This window comes from Sphaerisporangium sp. NBC_01403, from assembly GCF_045040145.1.
GTDB lineage: Bacteria > Actinomycetota > Actinomycetes > Streptosporangiales > Streptosporangiaceae > Sphaerisporangium > Sphaerisporangium viridialbum.
Map to the genome: position 1 here is coordinate 4,122,949 of NZ_CP109534.1, position 16,679 is coordinate 4,139,627.

Annotated in this window: 14 protein-coding genes; 10 read left to right on the forward strand and 4 right to left on the reverse strand. The window is 71.3% G+C overall.

The features are described 5' to 3' along the window. Positions 1-271 precede the first annotated feature (271 nt). The gene (locus OG589_RS18665) at positions 272-1,084 is read left to right on the forward strand and encodes an SDR family NAD(P)-dependent oxidoreductase (RefSeq protein WP_405150716.1); all 813 of its coding nucleotides are present in this window, start codon (positions 272-274) and stop codon (positions 1,082-1,084) included. A 2-nt stretch (positions 1,085-1,086) separates the two neighbouring features. Here the strand turns inward: OG589_RS18665 and OG589_RS18670 are convergent, their stop codons facing one another. Together OG589_RS18670 and OG589_RS18675 are read right to left on the reverse strand one after the other, a co-directional pair. Then, positions 1,087-2,469, reverse strand: coding sequence for a hypothetical protein (locus OG589_RS18670; protein WP_405150718.1), 1,383 nt, complete (start codon positions 2,467-2,469; stop codon positions 1,087-1,089). A 707-nt stretch (positions 2,470-3,176) separates the two neighbouring features. Then, the gene (locus OG589_RS18675) at positions 3,177-5,222 is read right to left on the reverse strand and encodes a spermidine synthase (RefSeq protein WP_405150719.1); all 2,046 of its coding nucleotides are present in this window, start codon (positions 5,220-5,222) and stop codon (positions 3,177-3,179) included. A gap of 208 nt (positions 5,223-5,430) precedes the next feature. On the opposite strand from OG589_RS18675, the gene OG589_RS18680 reads away from it, so the two are divergent. From OG589_RS18680 to OG589_RS18695, 4 genes are all read left to right on the forward strand, one after another. Further along, entirely contained in the window at positions 5,431-6,795 is a 1,365-nt protein-coding gene (locus OG589_RS18680; RefSeq protein WP_405150721.1) for a S8 family serine peptidase, read from the forward strand. 48 nt (positions 6,796-6,843) lie between these two features. Then, on the forward strand, positions 6,844-7,074 hold the full coding sequence (locus OG589_RS18685) for a hypothetical protein (RefSeq protein ID WP_405150723.1): 231 nt from the start codon (positions 6,844-6,846) through the stop codon (positions 7,072-7,074). A 30-nt stretch (positions 7,075-7,104) separates the two neighbouring features. Further along, positions 7,105-7,674, forward strand: coding sequence for a nitroreductase family deazaflavin-dependent oxidoreductase (locus tag OG589_RS18690; protein ID WP_405150725.1), 570 nt, complete (start codon positions 7,105-7,107; stop codon positions 7,672-7,674). Positions 7,675-7,771: 97 nt separating this feature from the next. Further along, on the forward strand, positions 7,772-8,578 hold the full coding sequence (locus OG589_RS18695) for an ion transporter (RefSeq protein WP_405150727.1): 807 nt from the start codon (positions 7,772-7,774) through the stop codon (positions 8,576-8,578). 10 nt (positions 8,579-8,588) lie between these two features. Here OG589_RS18695 and rpsD read toward each other — a convergent pair whose 3' ends face one another. Continuing rightward, entirely contained in the window at positions 8,589-9,203 is a 615-nt protein-coding gene (gene rpsD / locus OG589_RS18700) for a 30S ribosomal protein S4 (RefSeq protein WP_405150728.1), read from the reverse strand. 88 nt (positions 9,204-9,291) lie between these two features. Here rpsD and OG589_RS18705 point away from each other — a divergent pair, with 88 nt between their 5' ends. Next, complete coding sequence (locus OG589_RS18705) at positions 9,292-10,014, forward strand: DUF2470 domain-containing protein (RefSeq protein WP_405150730.1); 723 nt, start codon at positions 9,292-9,294, stop codon at positions 10,012-10,014. Between the two features lie 8 nt (positions 10,015-10,022). On the opposite strand, the gene OG589_RS18710 is transcribed toward OG589_RS18705, so the two are convergent. Then, positions 10,023-11,258 (reverse strand): ROK family protein, encoded by a 1,236-nt coding sequence (locus OG589_RS18710; protein ID WP_405150731.1) that lies wholly within the window; start codon positions 11,256-11,258, stop codon positions 10,023-10,025. Positions 11,259-11,508: 250 nt separating this feature from the next. Between OG589_RS18710 and zwf the strand changes: the two genes are divergently transcribed. From zwf to eda, 4 genes are read left to right on the forward strand one after another with little or no spacing between them, the layout of a single operon-like run. Continuing rightward, a complete protein-coding gene (zwf, locus tag OG589_RS18715) occupies positions 11,509-12,990 on the forward strand; it encodes a glucose-6-phosphate dehydrogenase (RefSeq protein ID WP_405152071.1) in 1,482 nt (493 codons plus the stop codon). After that, positions 12,987-14,909, forward strand: coding sequence for a phosphogluconate dehydratase (edd, locus tag OG589_RS18720; RefSeq protein WP_405150733.1), 1,923 nt, complete (start codon positions 12,987-12,989; stop codon positions 14,907-14,909). Before zwf ends, edd begins: the two co-directional genes overlap by 4 nt. Continuing rightward, entirely contained in the window at positions 14,906-15,967 is a 1,062-nt protein-coding gene (gene glk / locus OG589_RS18725; RefSeq protein ID WP_405150735.1) for a glucokinase, read from the forward strand. The genes edd and glk overlap by 4 nt, the downstream gene beginning before the upstream one ends. Next, positions 15,964-16,578 (forward strand): bifunctional 4-hydroxy-2-oxoglutarate aldolase/2-dehydro-3-deoxy-phosphogluconate aldolase, encoded by a 615-nt coding sequence (eda, locus tag OG589_RS18730; RefSeq protein WP_405150737.1) that lies wholly within the window; start codon positions 15,964-15,966, stop codon positions 16,576-16,578. The genes glk and eda overlap by 4 nt, the downstream gene beginning before the upstream one ends. Positions 16,579-16,679 lie beyond the last annotated feature (101 nt).

Below are 16,679 nucleotides of genomic sequence, written 5' to 3' on the forward strand. Positions count from 1 at the left end.
GATTCCTTCCTGAGGCAGGTGGCTTGGCACTGTGAGTCAGCAGCCATCACCGTTCGAAGCGGTTGGGTGCCGTCCCAAGGAAACCGCCCGGCTGGGCGACGCGGAAGGACGCATGGCGGGTGTTCGCGAGCACGCCGGGGTGTACGACGGTGGTATGAAGCGCTGGAGCAGCCATTTCCAGCCGATCCATCCGCGGAATTCCCGTGATTACGCACTCACCAGGAGTCACCCAACAAGATCGTTAGAATGTACACACAGAGAGGAGCACGTCGTGAATGACGATCGCGCCGACCCGAATCGCAGGGGTGGTTTCGGGCTGACCGGACGACGTGTTGTCGTCACTGGCGGATCTCGTGGGCTGGGCGAACAGGTCGTGCGGCGTTTGGTGGCTGAAGGCTGTTTGGTGGCGACGTGCGCTCGCAACGAGGAACGCCTCCGTCAGCTGGCGAACTCCCTGGGTAATCAGGGTAGAAGCGCGCTCTACACCAAGGCACTCGATGTAACCGCGTCCGACATGCTGGAGGAGTTCGTCATCGAGGCGGCGGTCCACTTCGGCGGATTGGACGGTGTCGTTGCGTGCGCCGGCGGGGCGAAGGGCGGGGCGCTCGGCTCAGCGACAGCTGAGGACTGGGCGACGACGTGGGAGCTGAATGTCGGGCACGCGGCGCGGCTCATCTCGGCCGCCGCTTCCCATCTCCGCGCGGCGGGCGGCGGAGCCGTCGTGATCGTCTCATCGATCTCGGGCTGGAAACCCGGACCTCAGGCCCAGTACGGAACGGCCAAAGCCGCACAGATCCACCTGGCCACCTCCCTGGCGAGGGAGCTTGGAGCCGACGGGATCCGGGTCAACGCCGTCTCTCCAGGCTCCATGCTCATCCCGGGCAAGCGGTGGGATCGGATGCGGAGCGAAGACCCTGAAGGATTCGCCGCATTCACACGAGAGTTCCCCTTCGGACAGTTGGTGGATCCCGCGGAGGTCGCGGCAGTGATCGCCTTCCTGCTCTCCGATTCGGCGAATGGCATTTCTGGGGCGAACATTCCCGTGGATCGGGCACAGAACGCGCCGACCCCGGACGGGTACTGACCTCAGGCCGCGCCCAGCACGGGCTGGGCCTGCCGCTCGAATCGACGTACCAGCGGTTCCGCGCCGTGCGGCTCCAGCCGCATGCGGAAGTCACGCAGTGCCTGCACGGAGCGTTCGGACTTGACGGTGCCAAGCAAGTTCAAGGCGGTGGTGGCCGCGTCGATGGCCTCCTCCAGGCGCCGCTGTTGCAGATGCGCGGTGGCCAGGACGGATTGGCTGATGGCCTGGCGTCGCCTCCGGTCAGCGTTGGCGCGTACCGAATCGTCGGCTAGGTGTTCGGCGCGGCGGGCGTCGCCCAGGTCACGGAAGCAGTGGGCGGCTTCGGCATCGAGATAGTGGTGGTCAAGATAGCGGACCCAGGGCGACTCATTCTCGGGTCCGCTGCTCGCATCGAGGGCAGCCTCGGCGGCCTTCAACGAGGCGGCGGCCTTCAACGAGTGGTTGAGCGCGGCGTGCCCGCGGGCGGCCATGATGTGCAGCCGCATCAGGCCCAGAGGGCTTCCAGCGTTCTTGGCGGTGACCAGCCCGCTGCGAGCGAGGGCGATTCCCTCGTCGGGACGGCCAAGACCGGTGGCCAAATGGGACAGACCAGCCAGAATCTGTCCACCTAGCACACGGTCCCCGCCTTCCGCGCAGAGCCGTAGCGCTTGGACCATGTATCGCTCGGCCAGCCCGTACTCCGCCGAGTCGTACGAACTCCAGCCGGCCATGGCGGCCAGCTTCGCTGCCGCGGTGAACAACTGACCACGCTGACGCCCAGGTGTTCCTGACCGCTGCAGCATCGGGACGACCTCGGTGCTGAGGTAGTGCACGACACTGCTGCGCACGTGTCCGCCACCGAAGCGATTGTCCATCTCGTCGAACATTGCGATCATCGCGTAGACCCGCTCAGCGGGCCCACCGCTCGTGACGGCGGCCAGGTGGGTGGCCTGCTCATCCTCAAGCAGCCAAAGCAGCCAGCGGCGCTGAGGGTCCATCAAGGCGGTGGCGACGAAGGGCACGCTACCGAGGAGCGCGCGACGAGAAACATCGGTGGAGCCGAGTTCAGCGAGCATGTGCAGTGTTTCACCCACCTCTTCAACATAAGCCAGCGAGCGGGCCACCACAGGACGCTGAGGCTCTGCCAGGAATCCGATGTCTGAGGGGCTGAGCGCCCGCCCGAGCCGTTCGGCCAGCGCAGCGGCGATAAATTCCGGGGCGTGCCCCCGGGGGTGCATACCTTGTAGCCAACGGGTGACAGATGCCTTGTCATAGCGCGTGATCACGCCTTGACGGCTCGCCAGCTCGTTCACCCGACGCGCGAGTGCGCCATGGGAACACCCTGCCTCGGAGAGGATCGCAGCCAGCGTTGCGTTGCCCCCGAGAAGCACCCTGTCACCGCCCATGAGTTGATGATGCCTGCCTAAGTGGCGTTCACCCAGTATTCAGGCCCGGGGCAGGGCCAATACAACCCCTCGTACAACCGGACACCCACTTCTAAAACAGTCGGCAATGCTGATCAAGGACGGGCCGCCGTGCTCGGCGCGGGTATGTCCTGCCCCGCAGAATCACTCGTCTTACGAAGACCTCCTCGGCCCTCACTGCATGTGCCGCAGATGCTTGACGCCCAGCTTCTCCCGGCCGAGCCGGTCGGCGGCATCCCAGGTATCCAGCTCCATCCGGACCCGCCGCAGCACCAGCGTCGTCCCGCCGCGCAACCACGCGGGGCCGGAGCTCCCTCTTCGGCTCGCCCGCGCAGGCGGCGCCCGACCCCGGAGCGGTCGACGCGGCGGTCGCCTCGATCACGGCCCGCTACACGACCCCAGTGGTGACCTCCACCGCGACCACCGTCAACGTCGAGTTCGACGACCACGCCGGCAACCACTACGCCTAGCACGTCGTGCATCCTCGGCGCCGCCATCGAGGGCGCCTGGGCCTCCTCGGCGAACGCCTACTACAACCGTGGGAACTGCATCTACATCAATGAGCCGTACCAGACCGTGGGCGAGCACCACGAACACGGCTGCTGACCCGACGGTTCGCTGAACGCACGCCGGCGAAAGCCACGGGCTTCCTCGAGGCACGCTCCGATTTCTCAAACGGGCACCCTTTCCTACAGGGCTCTCGCGGGGCGGGGGAGGAGGGCGAAGGCGCCCAGGTAGAGGAGGCCGGCTACCACCAGGAGGCCCTCGTAGCCGATGACGAGGGAGAGGTATTCGAGGCAGCCGCCGAGGATGGCGCCGAGGAGGTTGGCGCCGAAGGCGACGGTCGCGTCGGCGGTGTCGGCGAAGCGCTTGGCGAAGACCACGTTGGCCGCGAAGATCGGCATGAACGCGACCACCACCGCGACCAGGGCCCGCAGCGGCAGGGGCAGGCCGAGCAGCCAGGAGTTGGGCACCAGGGCGGCGACCACCAGGCCGCCGAGCAGGATGGCGTACATGACCGGCAGCGGCGGCGTGCGGAAGCGCCGGGTCACCTCCACCGCGGCCAGCACCGCCACGAGCACCCCGGCGAACACGATGGCGTTGACCACCCACGTCGTGCCGAACAGCAGCGCGAACCCGGTGACGTTCTTGGTCTCCAGCAGCAGGAACGATACGCCGAGCAGGAACAGGTCGGCGTAGGGGCGCATGCGGCGGAACGGCCCGGCGACCGCGCGGACCGCGACCACGCTGACCAGCAGGATCAGCCCGAGCGCGATGAGGTAGATGGACGGGATGTCGCGCCCGTGGAGGTAGAGGAACGGGCGGTCGTCCACCGCCGGGGGCGGGGTGTCGGCCTTGGCGCCCGCCCACTCGCTGACGCAGCGCTGCGCGTCGGGGGTGACCCCCGCGGTGATCACGGCCTGCTGCCCGGAGCCGACCTCGTCCACGCACGGCTTGTGGCCGAAGGCGGCCTGCGCGGTGGAGGCGAGCCGGTCGACCAGCCACTGCTCGCGGTAGTAGTTGTACATGGAGAACGCGCCGCCCGGCTTGAGGTGGTCGCGGGCGGCGCGCATGGCCTCCTGGGTGAACAGGTAGCTCTCCAGGCGGAGCGAGCTGGCCCCGGAGACCAGGGTGAGCGAGTCGGGCAGGGCGAACAGGATGAGGTCGTACTTGTTCCCGGTGCGCTCCAGGAAGGCCCGGCCGTCGGTGATGTGGGTGGTGACGCGCGGGTCGCTGTAGGGCTGGTCGGGGTGGTAGGTGCCGCCGAGCTCCCTGAGCTTGGGGTCGATCTCCACCGCGTCCACGTGCTTGGCGCCCTTGGACAGCGCGATGGCGACGTCGGTGCCGCTGCCGGCGCCCACGATCAGCACGTCGTCGAGGCTCGCCGCCGCCGCCCGCTCGTACGGCAGGGCGTACTGGCGCTCCCACTCCAGGCGGTTGGCCGCGGGGATCGCCTGCTGGTGCGGGATGCCGTTGACCGCGATGTTCATGATGGGAACACCGCTGAAGTCGGTGCGCTCGTAGGTCACCTTGTAGTACGGGGACCACAGCGTGCCCGGGGTGAGCGTCTCAACGGTGAGGGCGCCGACGATCACCAGCGAGGGCACGACGACCAGCCCGGCGTAGCGGGCCAGGGAGCGGGGCTGGAGCAGCGCCCCGTACGCGATGGCCGCGATCAGGCCCCAGGCGACGGGCGGCGCGCCCGCGAACGACAGCAGCGAGAACATCGCGATGCCGGTGAGGCTGCCGACGAGGTCGTAGCGGTAGGCCTCCAGCCGGGGAAGCTGGGGGAAGCACCTGCCGACCAGCTCCGCGGGGCCCATCAGCACCAGCGCCGCCGCCGCGAACACGACCGGCAGGATCGCCCAGGCGGGCGGCCCGCTCGTGGACAGGCTGGTGAAGTAGAGGATGCCCTCGGTCTCGCGGTTCACCGTCACAGGGAAGAACAGGACGATCAGCACCAGCCCGGCGAGGACGACCGGCGAGTAGTACGGCTGCCTGGTGGTGCGCCCGACCCGGAGGAACCCCAGCCCGATGCCCAGGAAGGACCCCAGCAGCACGAAGTTCGTGAAGTAGCTGAGGTGCACGATGTTGGAGCCGGTCCAGCGAATCAGCGCCAGCTCCAGGAAGAGCATGAACGCACTGGCGAGCACCAGCCTCGGCCGCACCGCGAGCCAGTGGTCTCCTCCCGTACCGGATTCGGGACGAGACGGCATGTCTACCTCGGCGATCATGCGTCTCAACGTAGCCAACCGCCGCGCCCGGCGGAAGCCTTACGCGCGACCACATCGAGGCGAGGGAGGCCCGGAAATTTCCCACGATGCTTCGCAGGCCTTCGTGGTGTATTGCACGATGGCACGACATTTCTGCTGGTAGACGCGGTGCGGCCGGATGCTGGAACGTTGTGGCGTCCGGTTTTCGCGATCTCAGGGTGGTGTCCTCATGCGGGTCCTGATCCAGCTCCGTCCCTCCCCCGACATCGTCGCCGCCGTCGCCGCCCCCCACCTCGTCGCGACGACCGCCGACGTCACCGACGGCCTTCCCGGGGTCGCGCTCGACCACTCGTTCACCCCGGTCGCGCTCCCCCGTGCCCAGCCCGCCACCCTCGGGGGCGACCCGCTGTCGCTGCACCAGCCGCTGGTCTTCTCCATGGCGCCCGGGGAGGCCTCGGTCCTGGTGAGGGGCGAGATCTCCGACGACGTGAGCTCCGCGCGCCTGGCCCTGCTGCCCGGCCGCCATCGGGACGTGGTGGGCATCTACGCCGACCCCGTCATCGAGACCAGCCTCACCTGCGGCGGCGCCCCTCCCGTCGGCACCTGGCAGGACGTCGCCCGCCTGCTCGACGTGACGCGGCTCCGCGCCGAGGGGTACGACGGCACGGGCGTGGCGCTCGCGGTGTGCGACACCGGCATCAACGCCGACCACGTCACCCGCCAGCTGGGCAGGGAGATCACGATCGACGCCGACCGTAGCTGGAACCCCGGCGGCGTCACCGGCAAGGCCGGGTCGTTCGCCGTCGACCACGGCACGATGTGCGCCTTCGACACGCAGATCGCCGCACCGGGGGCGTCTCTCATCGATATCCCGGTCCTGCTGTCCAGGCGGCAGGGGGGCACGGCCATCGACGGCCTGCTCTCCGACGCGGTGGCGGCGTTCGCCCACCTGCGCACCGTCCTCGAGGCGCAGCCCGCCGCGAGCAGGGCGCTGGTCATCAGCAACAGCTGGGGGTCGTTCTCTCCCGAGTGGGACCTCGCCCCCGGGCAGCCGGGGAACTACTCCGACAACGCGGCCCATCCCTTCAACATCATCGTCGGCAGCCTGGAGCAGGCCGGGGCCGACATCCTGTTCGCGGCCGGCAACTGCGGGTCCGAGTGCAAGGACCGCCGGTGCGGCTACTCGGGCCGTCCCATCGTGGGCGCCAACTCCCACCCGCAGGCCCTGTCCATCGGCGGGGTCGACACCAACGGCGAGCGGGTGGGCTACTCCTCGCAGGGGCCGGGGCGGCTGAGCGACCGCAAGCCCGACATCTGCGCCTACACGCACTTCTCCGGGTCGAAGGCCTTCGGCGACGACCAGCCGGACTCCGGCACCTCGGCGGCCTGCCCGGTGGCGGCCGGGCTCATAGCCGCGATCCGCACCCGCTGGCCCGCCTCCCAGCTTCCGCCCGCCCAGCTCCGCACGCTGCTCCACCGCACGGCCGACGACCGCAGCGATGTGGGCTTCGACTACGACTACGGGTACGGCATCGCCGACACCCGGGCGATCCTCAGGGTGCTCGAACGACGGGCCATGAGAATTCCGCTGTGAGAAGGCCCGCGCGCACGGGAGGCGTGGGGGGCGCGTAGCGTGGGGGGCATGGTGCTGGTCACGGTACAGCTCCCGCGGGACGCGACTCTGGAACAGGCCATGCGTCAGCTGGGCCTGAGCGAGGACGAGGTGGACACCGCCTACGGCCTGGTGCCGCTCGTCCCCGAGCAGGGCCTCTACGCGGTGCGCGTCACCGAGGCCGCCGGCGACCGCGTCACCCCGGCGGCGGGCGGCCCCTTCTCCGACCCCCCGATCGAACCCTACGGGCCGTCCAACTGACTTTGACCTAGCGCTTGCTAGGGGCTAGCCTTGGCCGGGCCGACGAGGGCCGGAGCCGGACACGAGGTCGCCATGGTGCAGCAGCAGCCGTCCAGCGGCGGGGTCGTCCGCCGCGTCAGCGTCGCGCTCCGCCCGTTCTTCCAGTGGCTCGCGACCACCCGGGGCTTCTCGCTGGTGGGACCCAAGATCGTGCCGCCCGTCGACCGGTTCCTCAACCGGGTCAGCGGCGGCCGCGTCCTCATGGGCGACCAGATGGTCCCCCACCTGCTGCTGACCACGACCGGCAGCAAGAGCGGCGAGCCCCGCCGGTCCCCGCTCGCCTGCCTGCCCGAGGACGACGGCGCGTTCCTGGTGGCCGGGAGCAACTTCGGCAAGGAGCGCCACCCCGCCTGGAGCGGCAACCTCATCAAGAACCCTCGGGCCACGGTGACCTTCCGCGGGCGCGTGATCCCGGTGACCGGCCACCTGCTCGCCGGGGCCGGCCGCGAGCGGGCGTGGCAGGACCTCACCCGCCATTGGCCGGTGTACGACGGCTACACCGAGCGCTCCGGCCGCGAGCTCCGCGTCTTCCGCCTCTCACCGCGCACGGGCACGCCCTAGGGACGTACGCGGGGACGCGCGGGCGGCCTGCGACACACCCGTACAGACTCTAGGATCTTGCGCATTCCGATCTTCCGATTCAGGAGTGCTCATCCCCATGCGTGATCGTGTTCGGCAGGCCCTCGAATCGCAGTGGTTCCAGCGCGCGATCGTCGCCGTCATCGTGGTCAACGCGGCCACCCTGGGCGTGGAGACCTCGCCCTCGGCGCTCGCGTCGTACGGCACCGTGCTCCACGTGGTCGACCGCGCCGCGCTTTACGTGTTCGTCGCGGAGCTGCTGGCGAAGATGTACGTCTACCGGGCGCGCTTCGTGCGGGACCCGTGGAACCTCTTCGACACCGTCATCGTGGCCGTCTCGCTCATGCCGACGGCGGGCGGGCTGTCGGTGCTGCGGGCCCTGCGCATCCTGCGGGCGCTGCGGCTGATCTCGGTCGTGCCCAGCCTGCGCCGGGTGGTGTCGGCGCTGCTCACGGCGGTTCCCGGCATGGCCTCGATCGCCCTGCTGCTGGCCCTCGTGCTCTACGTGGCCTCGGTGATGGCCACCAAGCTGTACGGGGCGGCCTCCCCCGACTACTTCGGCGACCTGCCGACCTCGCTGTTCACGCTGTTCCAGACGATGACCGGCGACGGCTGGTCGGACATCAACAGGGACGTCATGGAGCACCACCCGTCGGCGTGGGTGTTCTTCGTGATATTCGTGCTGATCTGCACGTTCGTCGTGCTGAACCTGTTCATCGCCGTCGTCGTGAGCGCGATGGAGGAGGAGCACCAGCGGGAACGCGTGCCCGGCGACTCCGGCGACTCCGGCGGCTCCGTCGCCGCCGAGCTGGCCGCGCTGCGCGCCGAGATCGCGGCGCTGCGCGCGGCCATGCCGGCGCCCGAGGGCGCCTCCTCCATGCGCTGACGCGGCCGGCTCAGCGGGAGTAGTGCTCGACGACGAGCTGCTCGTCCACCAGGACGGGCACCTGCTGGCGCTCGGGCGTGCTGAGCAGCGTGAAGGTCAGCTCGCCGAGGTCCACGTCCAGGTAGGGCGCGGTGATCTCGTCGGCGTAGGTGCCCTCGGCCGCCGCCACGAACGGCTGCATCGACCGCGACTTGGGCCGCACGGCGACGGTCTGGCCGGGCCGTACGAGGTAGCTGGGGATGTCGACCTTGCGCCCGTCCACGGTGATGTGGCCGTGGTTGACGTACTGACGGGCGGCATAGATGGACGAGGCGAGCCCGGAGCGGAGCACCAGCGAGGCGAGGCGGCTCTCCAGCAGCGAGACCAGCTCGGCGCCCGAGCGTCCGGGCCGGCGCAGCGCGAGGCCCCAGTACCTCCTCATCTGCTTCTCCGAGACGTCGTAGTACCAGCGCAGCTTCTGCTTCTCCATCCGCCGCAGGCTGTAGTCGCCCGCCGCGCGGCGGTTGGTCTTGCGGCCGTGTTCGCCCGGCGGGTAGGGCCGCTGCTCGAAGTAGCGCACGGCCTTTCTGGTGAGTGGAAGGCCTGCCCGCCTGGACAGGCGCACCTTGGGTCCGGTGTAGCGCACGATGACCTCGCTGTGATTAGGTATGCCTAAGTAAGGGAAGCCTAACCTTAAATTGCCGTGCGACGCGAACCAGCAAGGAGCCCACGCCATGCACGTGACGGTCCCCCCCATCTCCGAACGTATCCGGAGCCTCGCCACGGCCTCCGCACCGACCCATGTCTCGCTGGACGGCTCGGCGCACGCCGCCAGGGGTGGGGTCGACGCCGCCGGCCGGCCGCTCCTGCTGGTCAAGCCGGGCGAGCCGCTCCACGCGATCCCCGCCGCAGACGACGTGGTGGTCACCGTGGACCTCGCGGCCACCCGCGTCCTTGGCGGGGTGGAGCACCCTCGCGGCCTGCTCAAGGTGCACGGGTGGGCGCAGGCCGTGCCCCCGGAGGAGGCCCGGGACGCGGCGGTGACCGTGGCGGGACGGTGCCCGGACGAGGCGCTGTTCGCCGCCGTCGAAGGAGACCCCGACGGCCCGCGCCTGTTCCGCGTCGACGTCGGCTACGTGATCTACCTGACGGGCCAGGAGTCCGGGATGCTGGACGCCGAGGACTACCTCGGCGCCGGGCCCGACCCGTTCCTCGACGCGGCCGAGCGCGTCCTGCGCCACGTGAACGAGTCCCACCGCGACCAGCTCCAGCGGGCCGTCCACCGCATGCTCGGCGAGCCCGCGCCCGAGGCCTGGCTGTGGGAGCTCGACCGCTACGGGGTGACCGTGCGCTCGGGCATCGAGGACCCGACGCTCATCCGGGTGCCCTGGCCCTCACCCGTCGACGGCCCCGAGGCCCTGGAGCAGGCCCTGAGCTGCCTGATCTGCGCCCACTGACCCGGCCGCTACCCGCCCGAGCCCACCGCGTGGGACGGCCGCGGGTGCTGCGCGGCCTCGAACGGCCCCGTGCCGTCGATGGCGGCGTCGACCATCTCGGGGGCCAGGATGTGGTCGATCACCATGACCGCGCAGCCGGTGATGCCCGCGCCGGCCCCGAGCCGGCTGCGCTCGATGCGCAGGCTCCGGGTGGACAGCGCCGTGGAGCGCCGGTAGACGACCTCGCGCACGCTGGAGACCAGCGGCTGGAAGTTCTCGGCGACGTCGCCGCCCAGGACCACCACGGCGGGGTTGAGCAGGTTGACCGCGCTCGCGATCACCTCCCCGAGCAGCCGCCCGGCCCTGCGCACGACGGTCATGGTCTCGGCGTCGCCCGCGCGCACCAGCGTGACCACGTCCGACAGCGAGAAGACCTCCCGGCCCCTGGCCCGCAGGTCGCGCAGGATCGCGGTGCCGCTCGCCACCGAGTCGACGCAGTCGATGTTGCCGCACCGGCACAGCACTCCCCCGCCGTCGCGCACGGGGATGTGGCCGATCTCCCCGGCCGCGCCGAGCGCCCCGCGCAGGATCTCGCCCCCCGCGATCACCCCCGCGCCGATGCGGGTCGACACCTTCACGAACAGCAGGTCGGCGACCTCCCGCGCGTACGCCTCGTGGTACTCGCCCATGGCGATGACGTTCACGTCGTTGTCCACGAAGACGGGCACCGGGTAGCGCGCCGAGATGAGCGGCGGGATCACCACGCCGGTCCAGCTCGCCATCACGCGGGCGCTCTCGGTGCGCCCCGCCGCGAACTCGACGGTCGCGGGCACGCCGAGGCCGGCGCCCCGCACGACCGACATCGGCCGGTCGCCGAGCAGGTCGGCCCAGACGTCCATCAGCAGCGGCAGCACCACGTCCGGGCCGCGCTCGACGTCGATCTCCAGGTCGGTGCGGGCCAGCTCGGAGCCCGCGAGGTCGCAGAGGGCGATCTGCGTGCGGCTGGCGCCCAGCGAGGCGACGAGGACCACGCCGCCGGCCGCGTTGAAGGCGAGCCTGGCGGGGGGACGGCCGCCGGTGGAGGGGCCCTCGGTGTCCTCCACGACCAGGCCGCGTTCGAGGAGCCCGGCCACGCGCAGCGCGACGGCGGGACGCGAGAGCCCGGTGACCCTGCCGATGTCCGCCCGCGTGACCGCCTCACCGGTGCGTATGAGGTGGAGCACCTCGCCGCTGCTGGCGAGCGCGGAGGCTGATCGTCGACCCATCGGCTAAGTCAACCACACCTCTTTTGTAATCTGAAGTTCCTAAGTTCCTCATCTCAAATGCCAAAACTGCGGTTGTGTGCGACCAAAGATCGGGCTAGTGTCCGATCTGTCCTCAGTTGGTAGATCTACGGAGCTTTCCCCCGTGCCTGAGCCCGCGCCCACGACCTCGTTCGAGCCGTCGACCGTGCCCTCGACCGTGTCCGCGTCTTCCGCCCCTCCCGTGCCCTCCACCCCGGACGCGACCCCCGAGGTGTCCGGCCGCCCCACGGCGCACGTGGCCGACCTGATCGTGTTCGGCGGCACCGGCGACCTCTCGATGCGGAAGCTGCTCCCCGCGCTGTATCACAGCGACCGCGACGGACGGCTCGCGCCGGAGACCCGCATCATCGCCATGTCGCGCGGCGGGCTGACCGACGCCGACTTCCGCGGCAAGGTCGAGGCCGAGGTACGGCCCGGCCTGCACGCCGACGACGCCGGGGGATGGGACCGGTTCCTCCGGCGGCTGCACCACGTGTCCGTCGACGTGGGCGGCCCCGACCACGCCGGCTGGCGCGCGCTGACCCACCTGCTCGCCGGCCGGGAGAACACCGCGCGGATCTTCTACCTGGCCAGCCCGCCGATGACGTTCGGCCCGTTCTGCAGGGGCGTGCACGAGGCGGGCCTGGTGACGCCGCGCTCCCGGGTGGTGCTGGAGAAGCCGCTCGGCCGCGACCTGGCGGGCGCGCGGCGCATCAACGACGAGGTCGGCGCCATCTTCGAAGAGCACCAGATCTTCCGCATCGACCACTACCTGGGCAAGGAGACCGTCCAGAACCTGCTCGTGCTGCGCTTCGCCAACGCGTTCCTCGAGCCGATCTGGAACTCCCTGTGGATCGACCACGTCCAGATCACCGCGGCGGAGTCCGTCGGCACGCCGGGGCGGCGGGGGTACTACGACCACGCGGGCGCGCTGCGCGACATGGTGCAGAACCACCTGCTCCAGTTGCTGTGCCTGGTCGCGATGGAGCCGCCGTCACGCAACGACCGCGAGTCCATCCGCGACGAGAAGGTCAAGGTCCTTCAGTCGCTGCGGCCGATCGCCGGCACCGAGGCCGACCGGTTCACCGTGCGCGGGCAGTACGTCGCCGGGCAGTCGCGCGGGCAGGCCGTCCCGGGGTACCTCGACGAGCCCGACCAGACCGCGCCCACCGACGCCTCGCGCCGCGTGGAGACGTTCACCGCGATCCGCGCCGAGGTGAAGAACTGGCGCTGGGCGGGCGTGCCCTTCTACCTGCGCACCGGCAAGCGGATGCCGTACCGCCGCTCGGAGATCGTCGTCCAGTTCAAGGACGTGCCGCACTCGATCTTCCCTGGAGGCGGGCCCAACCGGCTGGTGCTGCGGCTCCAGCCGAGCGAGGGCATCCACCTGCACATCATGGCCAAGGAGCCGGGCGCGGGCGAGGTCGTCCCCCGGCCCGTGCCGCTCAGCCTGAGCTTCGCCGACACCTTCCGCACCCGCGTGCCCGAGGCGTACGAGCGCCTCCTCATGGACGTGCTGTCGGGCAACCCGACTCTGTTCATGCGGCGTGACGAGGTCGAGGCGGCCTGGAGCTGGATCGACCCGATCATCGCTACCTGGGAGTCGTCGGCGGCGCTCCCCGAGACCTACCCTGCCGGTACGAGCGGCCCGGCCGCAGCCCACGAACTGCTCGGCCGCAGCGGCCGCGCCTGGCACGAGGAGGACCTGCCGTGAACCGCACCGTACAGGAGGTCACCGAGCGCCTCACCGAGCGCAGCCTGCGCAGCCGGACGGCGTACCTCGAGCGCGTCGGCGCCGCCGCCCGTGAGGCCAGGGAGCGCGGGCCCGCCCGGGCGAGCCTCGGCTGCGCCAACCTCGCCCACGGCTTCGCCGCCTGCTCCCCCGGCGACAAGCTGGCCCTGCGCGGGAACGAGAGGCCCGGCGTCGCGATCGTGTCGGCGTACAACGACATGCTGTCGGCGCACCAGCCGTACGAGACCTACCCCGCGATCCTGAAGGACGCCGTGCGCGAGGCGGGCGGCGTCGCGCAGTTCGCGGGCGGCGTCCCGGCGATGTGCGACGGCATCACCCAGGGCCGCGCGGGCATGGAGCTGTCGCTCTACAGCCGCGAGGTCATCGCGATGGCCACGGCGATCGCGCTCTCACACGACATGTTCGACGGCTCGCTGCTGCTCGGCGTCTGCGACAAGATCGTGCCGGGGCTGCTGATCGGCGCGCTGCACTTCGGGCACCTGCCGGCCATCTTCGTGCCCGCCGGGCCCATGCCCTCGGGGCTGCCCAACAAGGTGAAGGCGCGCACCCGCCAGCTCTTCGCCGAGGGCAAGATCAGCCGGGGCACGATGCTGGACGCGGAGGCCGAGTCCTACCACTCCCCCGGCACCTGCACCTTCTACGGCACCGCGAACTCCAACCAGGTGCTCATGGAGGTCATGGGCCTGCACCTGCCGGGCGCGACGTTCGTCAACCCCGGTACCGACCTGCGCGACGGCCTCACCCGCGCCGCGGCGAGGCGCGTGGTCGAGATCACCGCGCACGGGGAGGAGTACACCCCCGTGGCCGAGGTCGTCGACGAGAAGGCCCTGGTCAACGCGGCCGTGGCGCTGCTGGCCACCGGCGGCTCCACCAACCACACCATGCACCTGGTCGCCATCGCGGCCGCCGCCGGCATCGAGCTGCTCTGGGACGACCTGGCCGCGCTGTCGGCGGTCGTCCCGCTGCTGACCCGCATGTACCCGAACGGCCAGGCGGACGTGAACCACTTCCAGGCGGCGGGCGGCATGCAGGTGATGATGGGCGACCTGCTCGACGCCGGGCTCCTCCACGAGGACGTGCTGACGGTCGCCGGGCGCGGCCTCGGCCTCTACCGCGGCGGGCCGGAGCTGAAGGACGACCAGATCGTCTGGGAGGAGCGGGCGACGGTGAGCGCCGACCTCGACGTGCTGCGCCCGGTCGCCGAGCCGTTCTCCGCCGACGGCGGCATCCACATGCTCAGCGGGAACCTCGGCCGCGCGGTCAGCAAGGTGTCGGCGGTCAAGCCCGAGCACCAGGTGATCGAGGCGCCCGCCAAGGTCTTCGACGACCAGGCCGAGCTGCTCGCGGCGTTCGCGGCGGGCGAGCTGGACGGCCAGGACTTCGTCGCGGTGATCCGCTACCAGGGCCCGAGCGCCAACGGCATGCCCGAGCTGCACAAGCTGACCCCGCCGCTCGCCGTGCTGCTGGACCGGGGGCAGCGGGTCGCGCTCGTCACCGACGGCCGCATGTCCGGGGCGTCGGGCAAGGTGCCCGCTGCCATCCACCTGTCCCCCGAGGCAGCGGACGGCGGCCCGATCTCGCTGGTCAGGAACGGCGACCCGATCAGGCTCGACTCCACGACCGGCACGCTGGACATCCTGGTCCCCGAGGCCGAGCTGGCCGCCCGCACGCCCGAGGGCAGGCCGCTGCGCGACGACGAGTGGGTGGGCACCGGGCGCGAGCTGTTCGCCGCCTTCCGCCGCGCGGCGGGCCCGGCGGAGCGCGGCGCCGGCATCTTCGCCCTCAACGGCGCGGAGGGCCGTACGGAAGGCTTCGCCCTCGACGGCGCCGAGGAGCGAACGGGCGCTCTCGCCCTCAACGGCGCGGAGGGGCGCGCGTGAGCCCGATCCCCCTGCCGTCCCCGGAGAGTCCCTGGCTGGTCGCCGACGTCGGCGGGACCAACGCGCGATTCGGGCTGGTCACCGCGCCCGGCGGGCATCCGGGGACGGTCGCCGTGCTGGCCGGGGCGGAGTTCGACGGGCTGGCGGACGCGGTGCACTCCTATCTCGCGGACCACGCCGGCGGGGTGCGGGCGGCCGCCGCGTGCCTCGCCATCGCCGGCCCGGTGAACGCCGACCGCTACCGGCTGACCAACACCGGCTGGTCCGGCTCGGTCGGCGAGCTGGGGATCCCGCACGTCGAACTGCTCAACGACTTCGAGGCGCTGGCGCTGGCCCTGCCGCACCTGGGGGCCGGCGACCTGGCCTCGCTCGGCGGCCCGCTCCCGGCCCCTGACATGGTGAAGACGGTGCTCGGCCCCGGCACCGGGCTGGGCGTCGCCGCGCTGGTCCCCGTGCGGGAGGGCTGGGTGCCCGTGCCCGGCGAGGGCGGCCACGTTTCGGTGCCCGCCGTGACCGGCCTGGAGATCGAGGTGGTACGGGCGCTGCGTGCCGACGGCATGTCGTTCGTGGACGCCGAGCATCTGCTGTCCGGCCCGGGGCTCGTACGGCTGCGCCACGGGCTCGCGCTGGTGGAGGGCACCCCCGTGGCCCCGCTCGCCGCCCCGGAGATCGTCGCGCGGGTGGACGATTCGCTGTGCGCGCGTACGGTTGAAGTGTTCTGTGGGCTTCTGGGGAGCTTTGCCGCTAATGTCGCTCTGACGTTGGGCGCGCGCGGCGGGGTGTATCTCGGGGGTGGGATCGTGCCGAGGATCGTCAGGCGCATGCGGGAGAGCGACTTCCGGCGGCGCTTCGAGGCCAACCTCGTGCTGTCCGACTACCTGAGCGAGATCGCGACCACGGTGATCGTCGCCGAGCAGCCGGCGCTGACCGGCGCCGCGGCCTGGCTCGCCCAGCGTGTGGCCGGGCGCGAGGCCGGCGTCCCCTCCTCGCGACCCCCGCACCCATTCCCCGAAGCCGACCCGTCGGTTACCCCTGCAACAAGGAGCGCGGCCCCGTGACCATCCTCGATCTCGCCCCTGTCGTCCCGGTCGTCGTGATCGACGAGGTGGAGACGGCGGTCCCGCTCGCCCGGGCGCTCGTGGCGGGCGGCCTCCCCGTCATCGAGGTGACGCTCCGCACGCCGTGCGCCCTGGACGCCATCGCCCGGATCGCCGCCGAGGTCCCGGACGCCGTGATCGGCGCGGGCACGGTCAGGACCCCGGCCGACGTCGTGGCGTCCACCGGCGCGGGCGCGCGGTTCCTGGTCAGCCCGGGCAGCACGCCCGTCCTCCTGGACTCGATGCTGGACAGCGGCGTGCCGTTCCTGCCGGGCGCGGCCACCGCCTCGGAGGTGCTGGCGCTCGCCGAGCGCGGGCTGACCGAGCTGAAGTTCTTCCCCGCCGGACCGGCGGGCGGCGTCGCCTACCTCAAGGCGCTCGCCGGGCCGATCCCCGAGGTGCGGTTCTGCCCGACGGGCGGCATCCGGCTGGAGACGGCTCCTGAGTACCTGGCGCTGCCGAACGTCGGCTGCGTCGGCGGCACCTGGCTGACCCCGGCCGACGCGCTCGCCTCCGGCGACTACCCCCGGATCGAGAAGCTCGCCGCGGAGGCCGCCGCCCTGCGGAGCTGACCAGGGCCCGCGTCAGCCCTCGCCCGCGTCCACCCCTCCCTCGGGCCGCGGGCGACCGGCCATGGAAACCGCCGCGACCCGGCGCGACGTTCATGGGACCA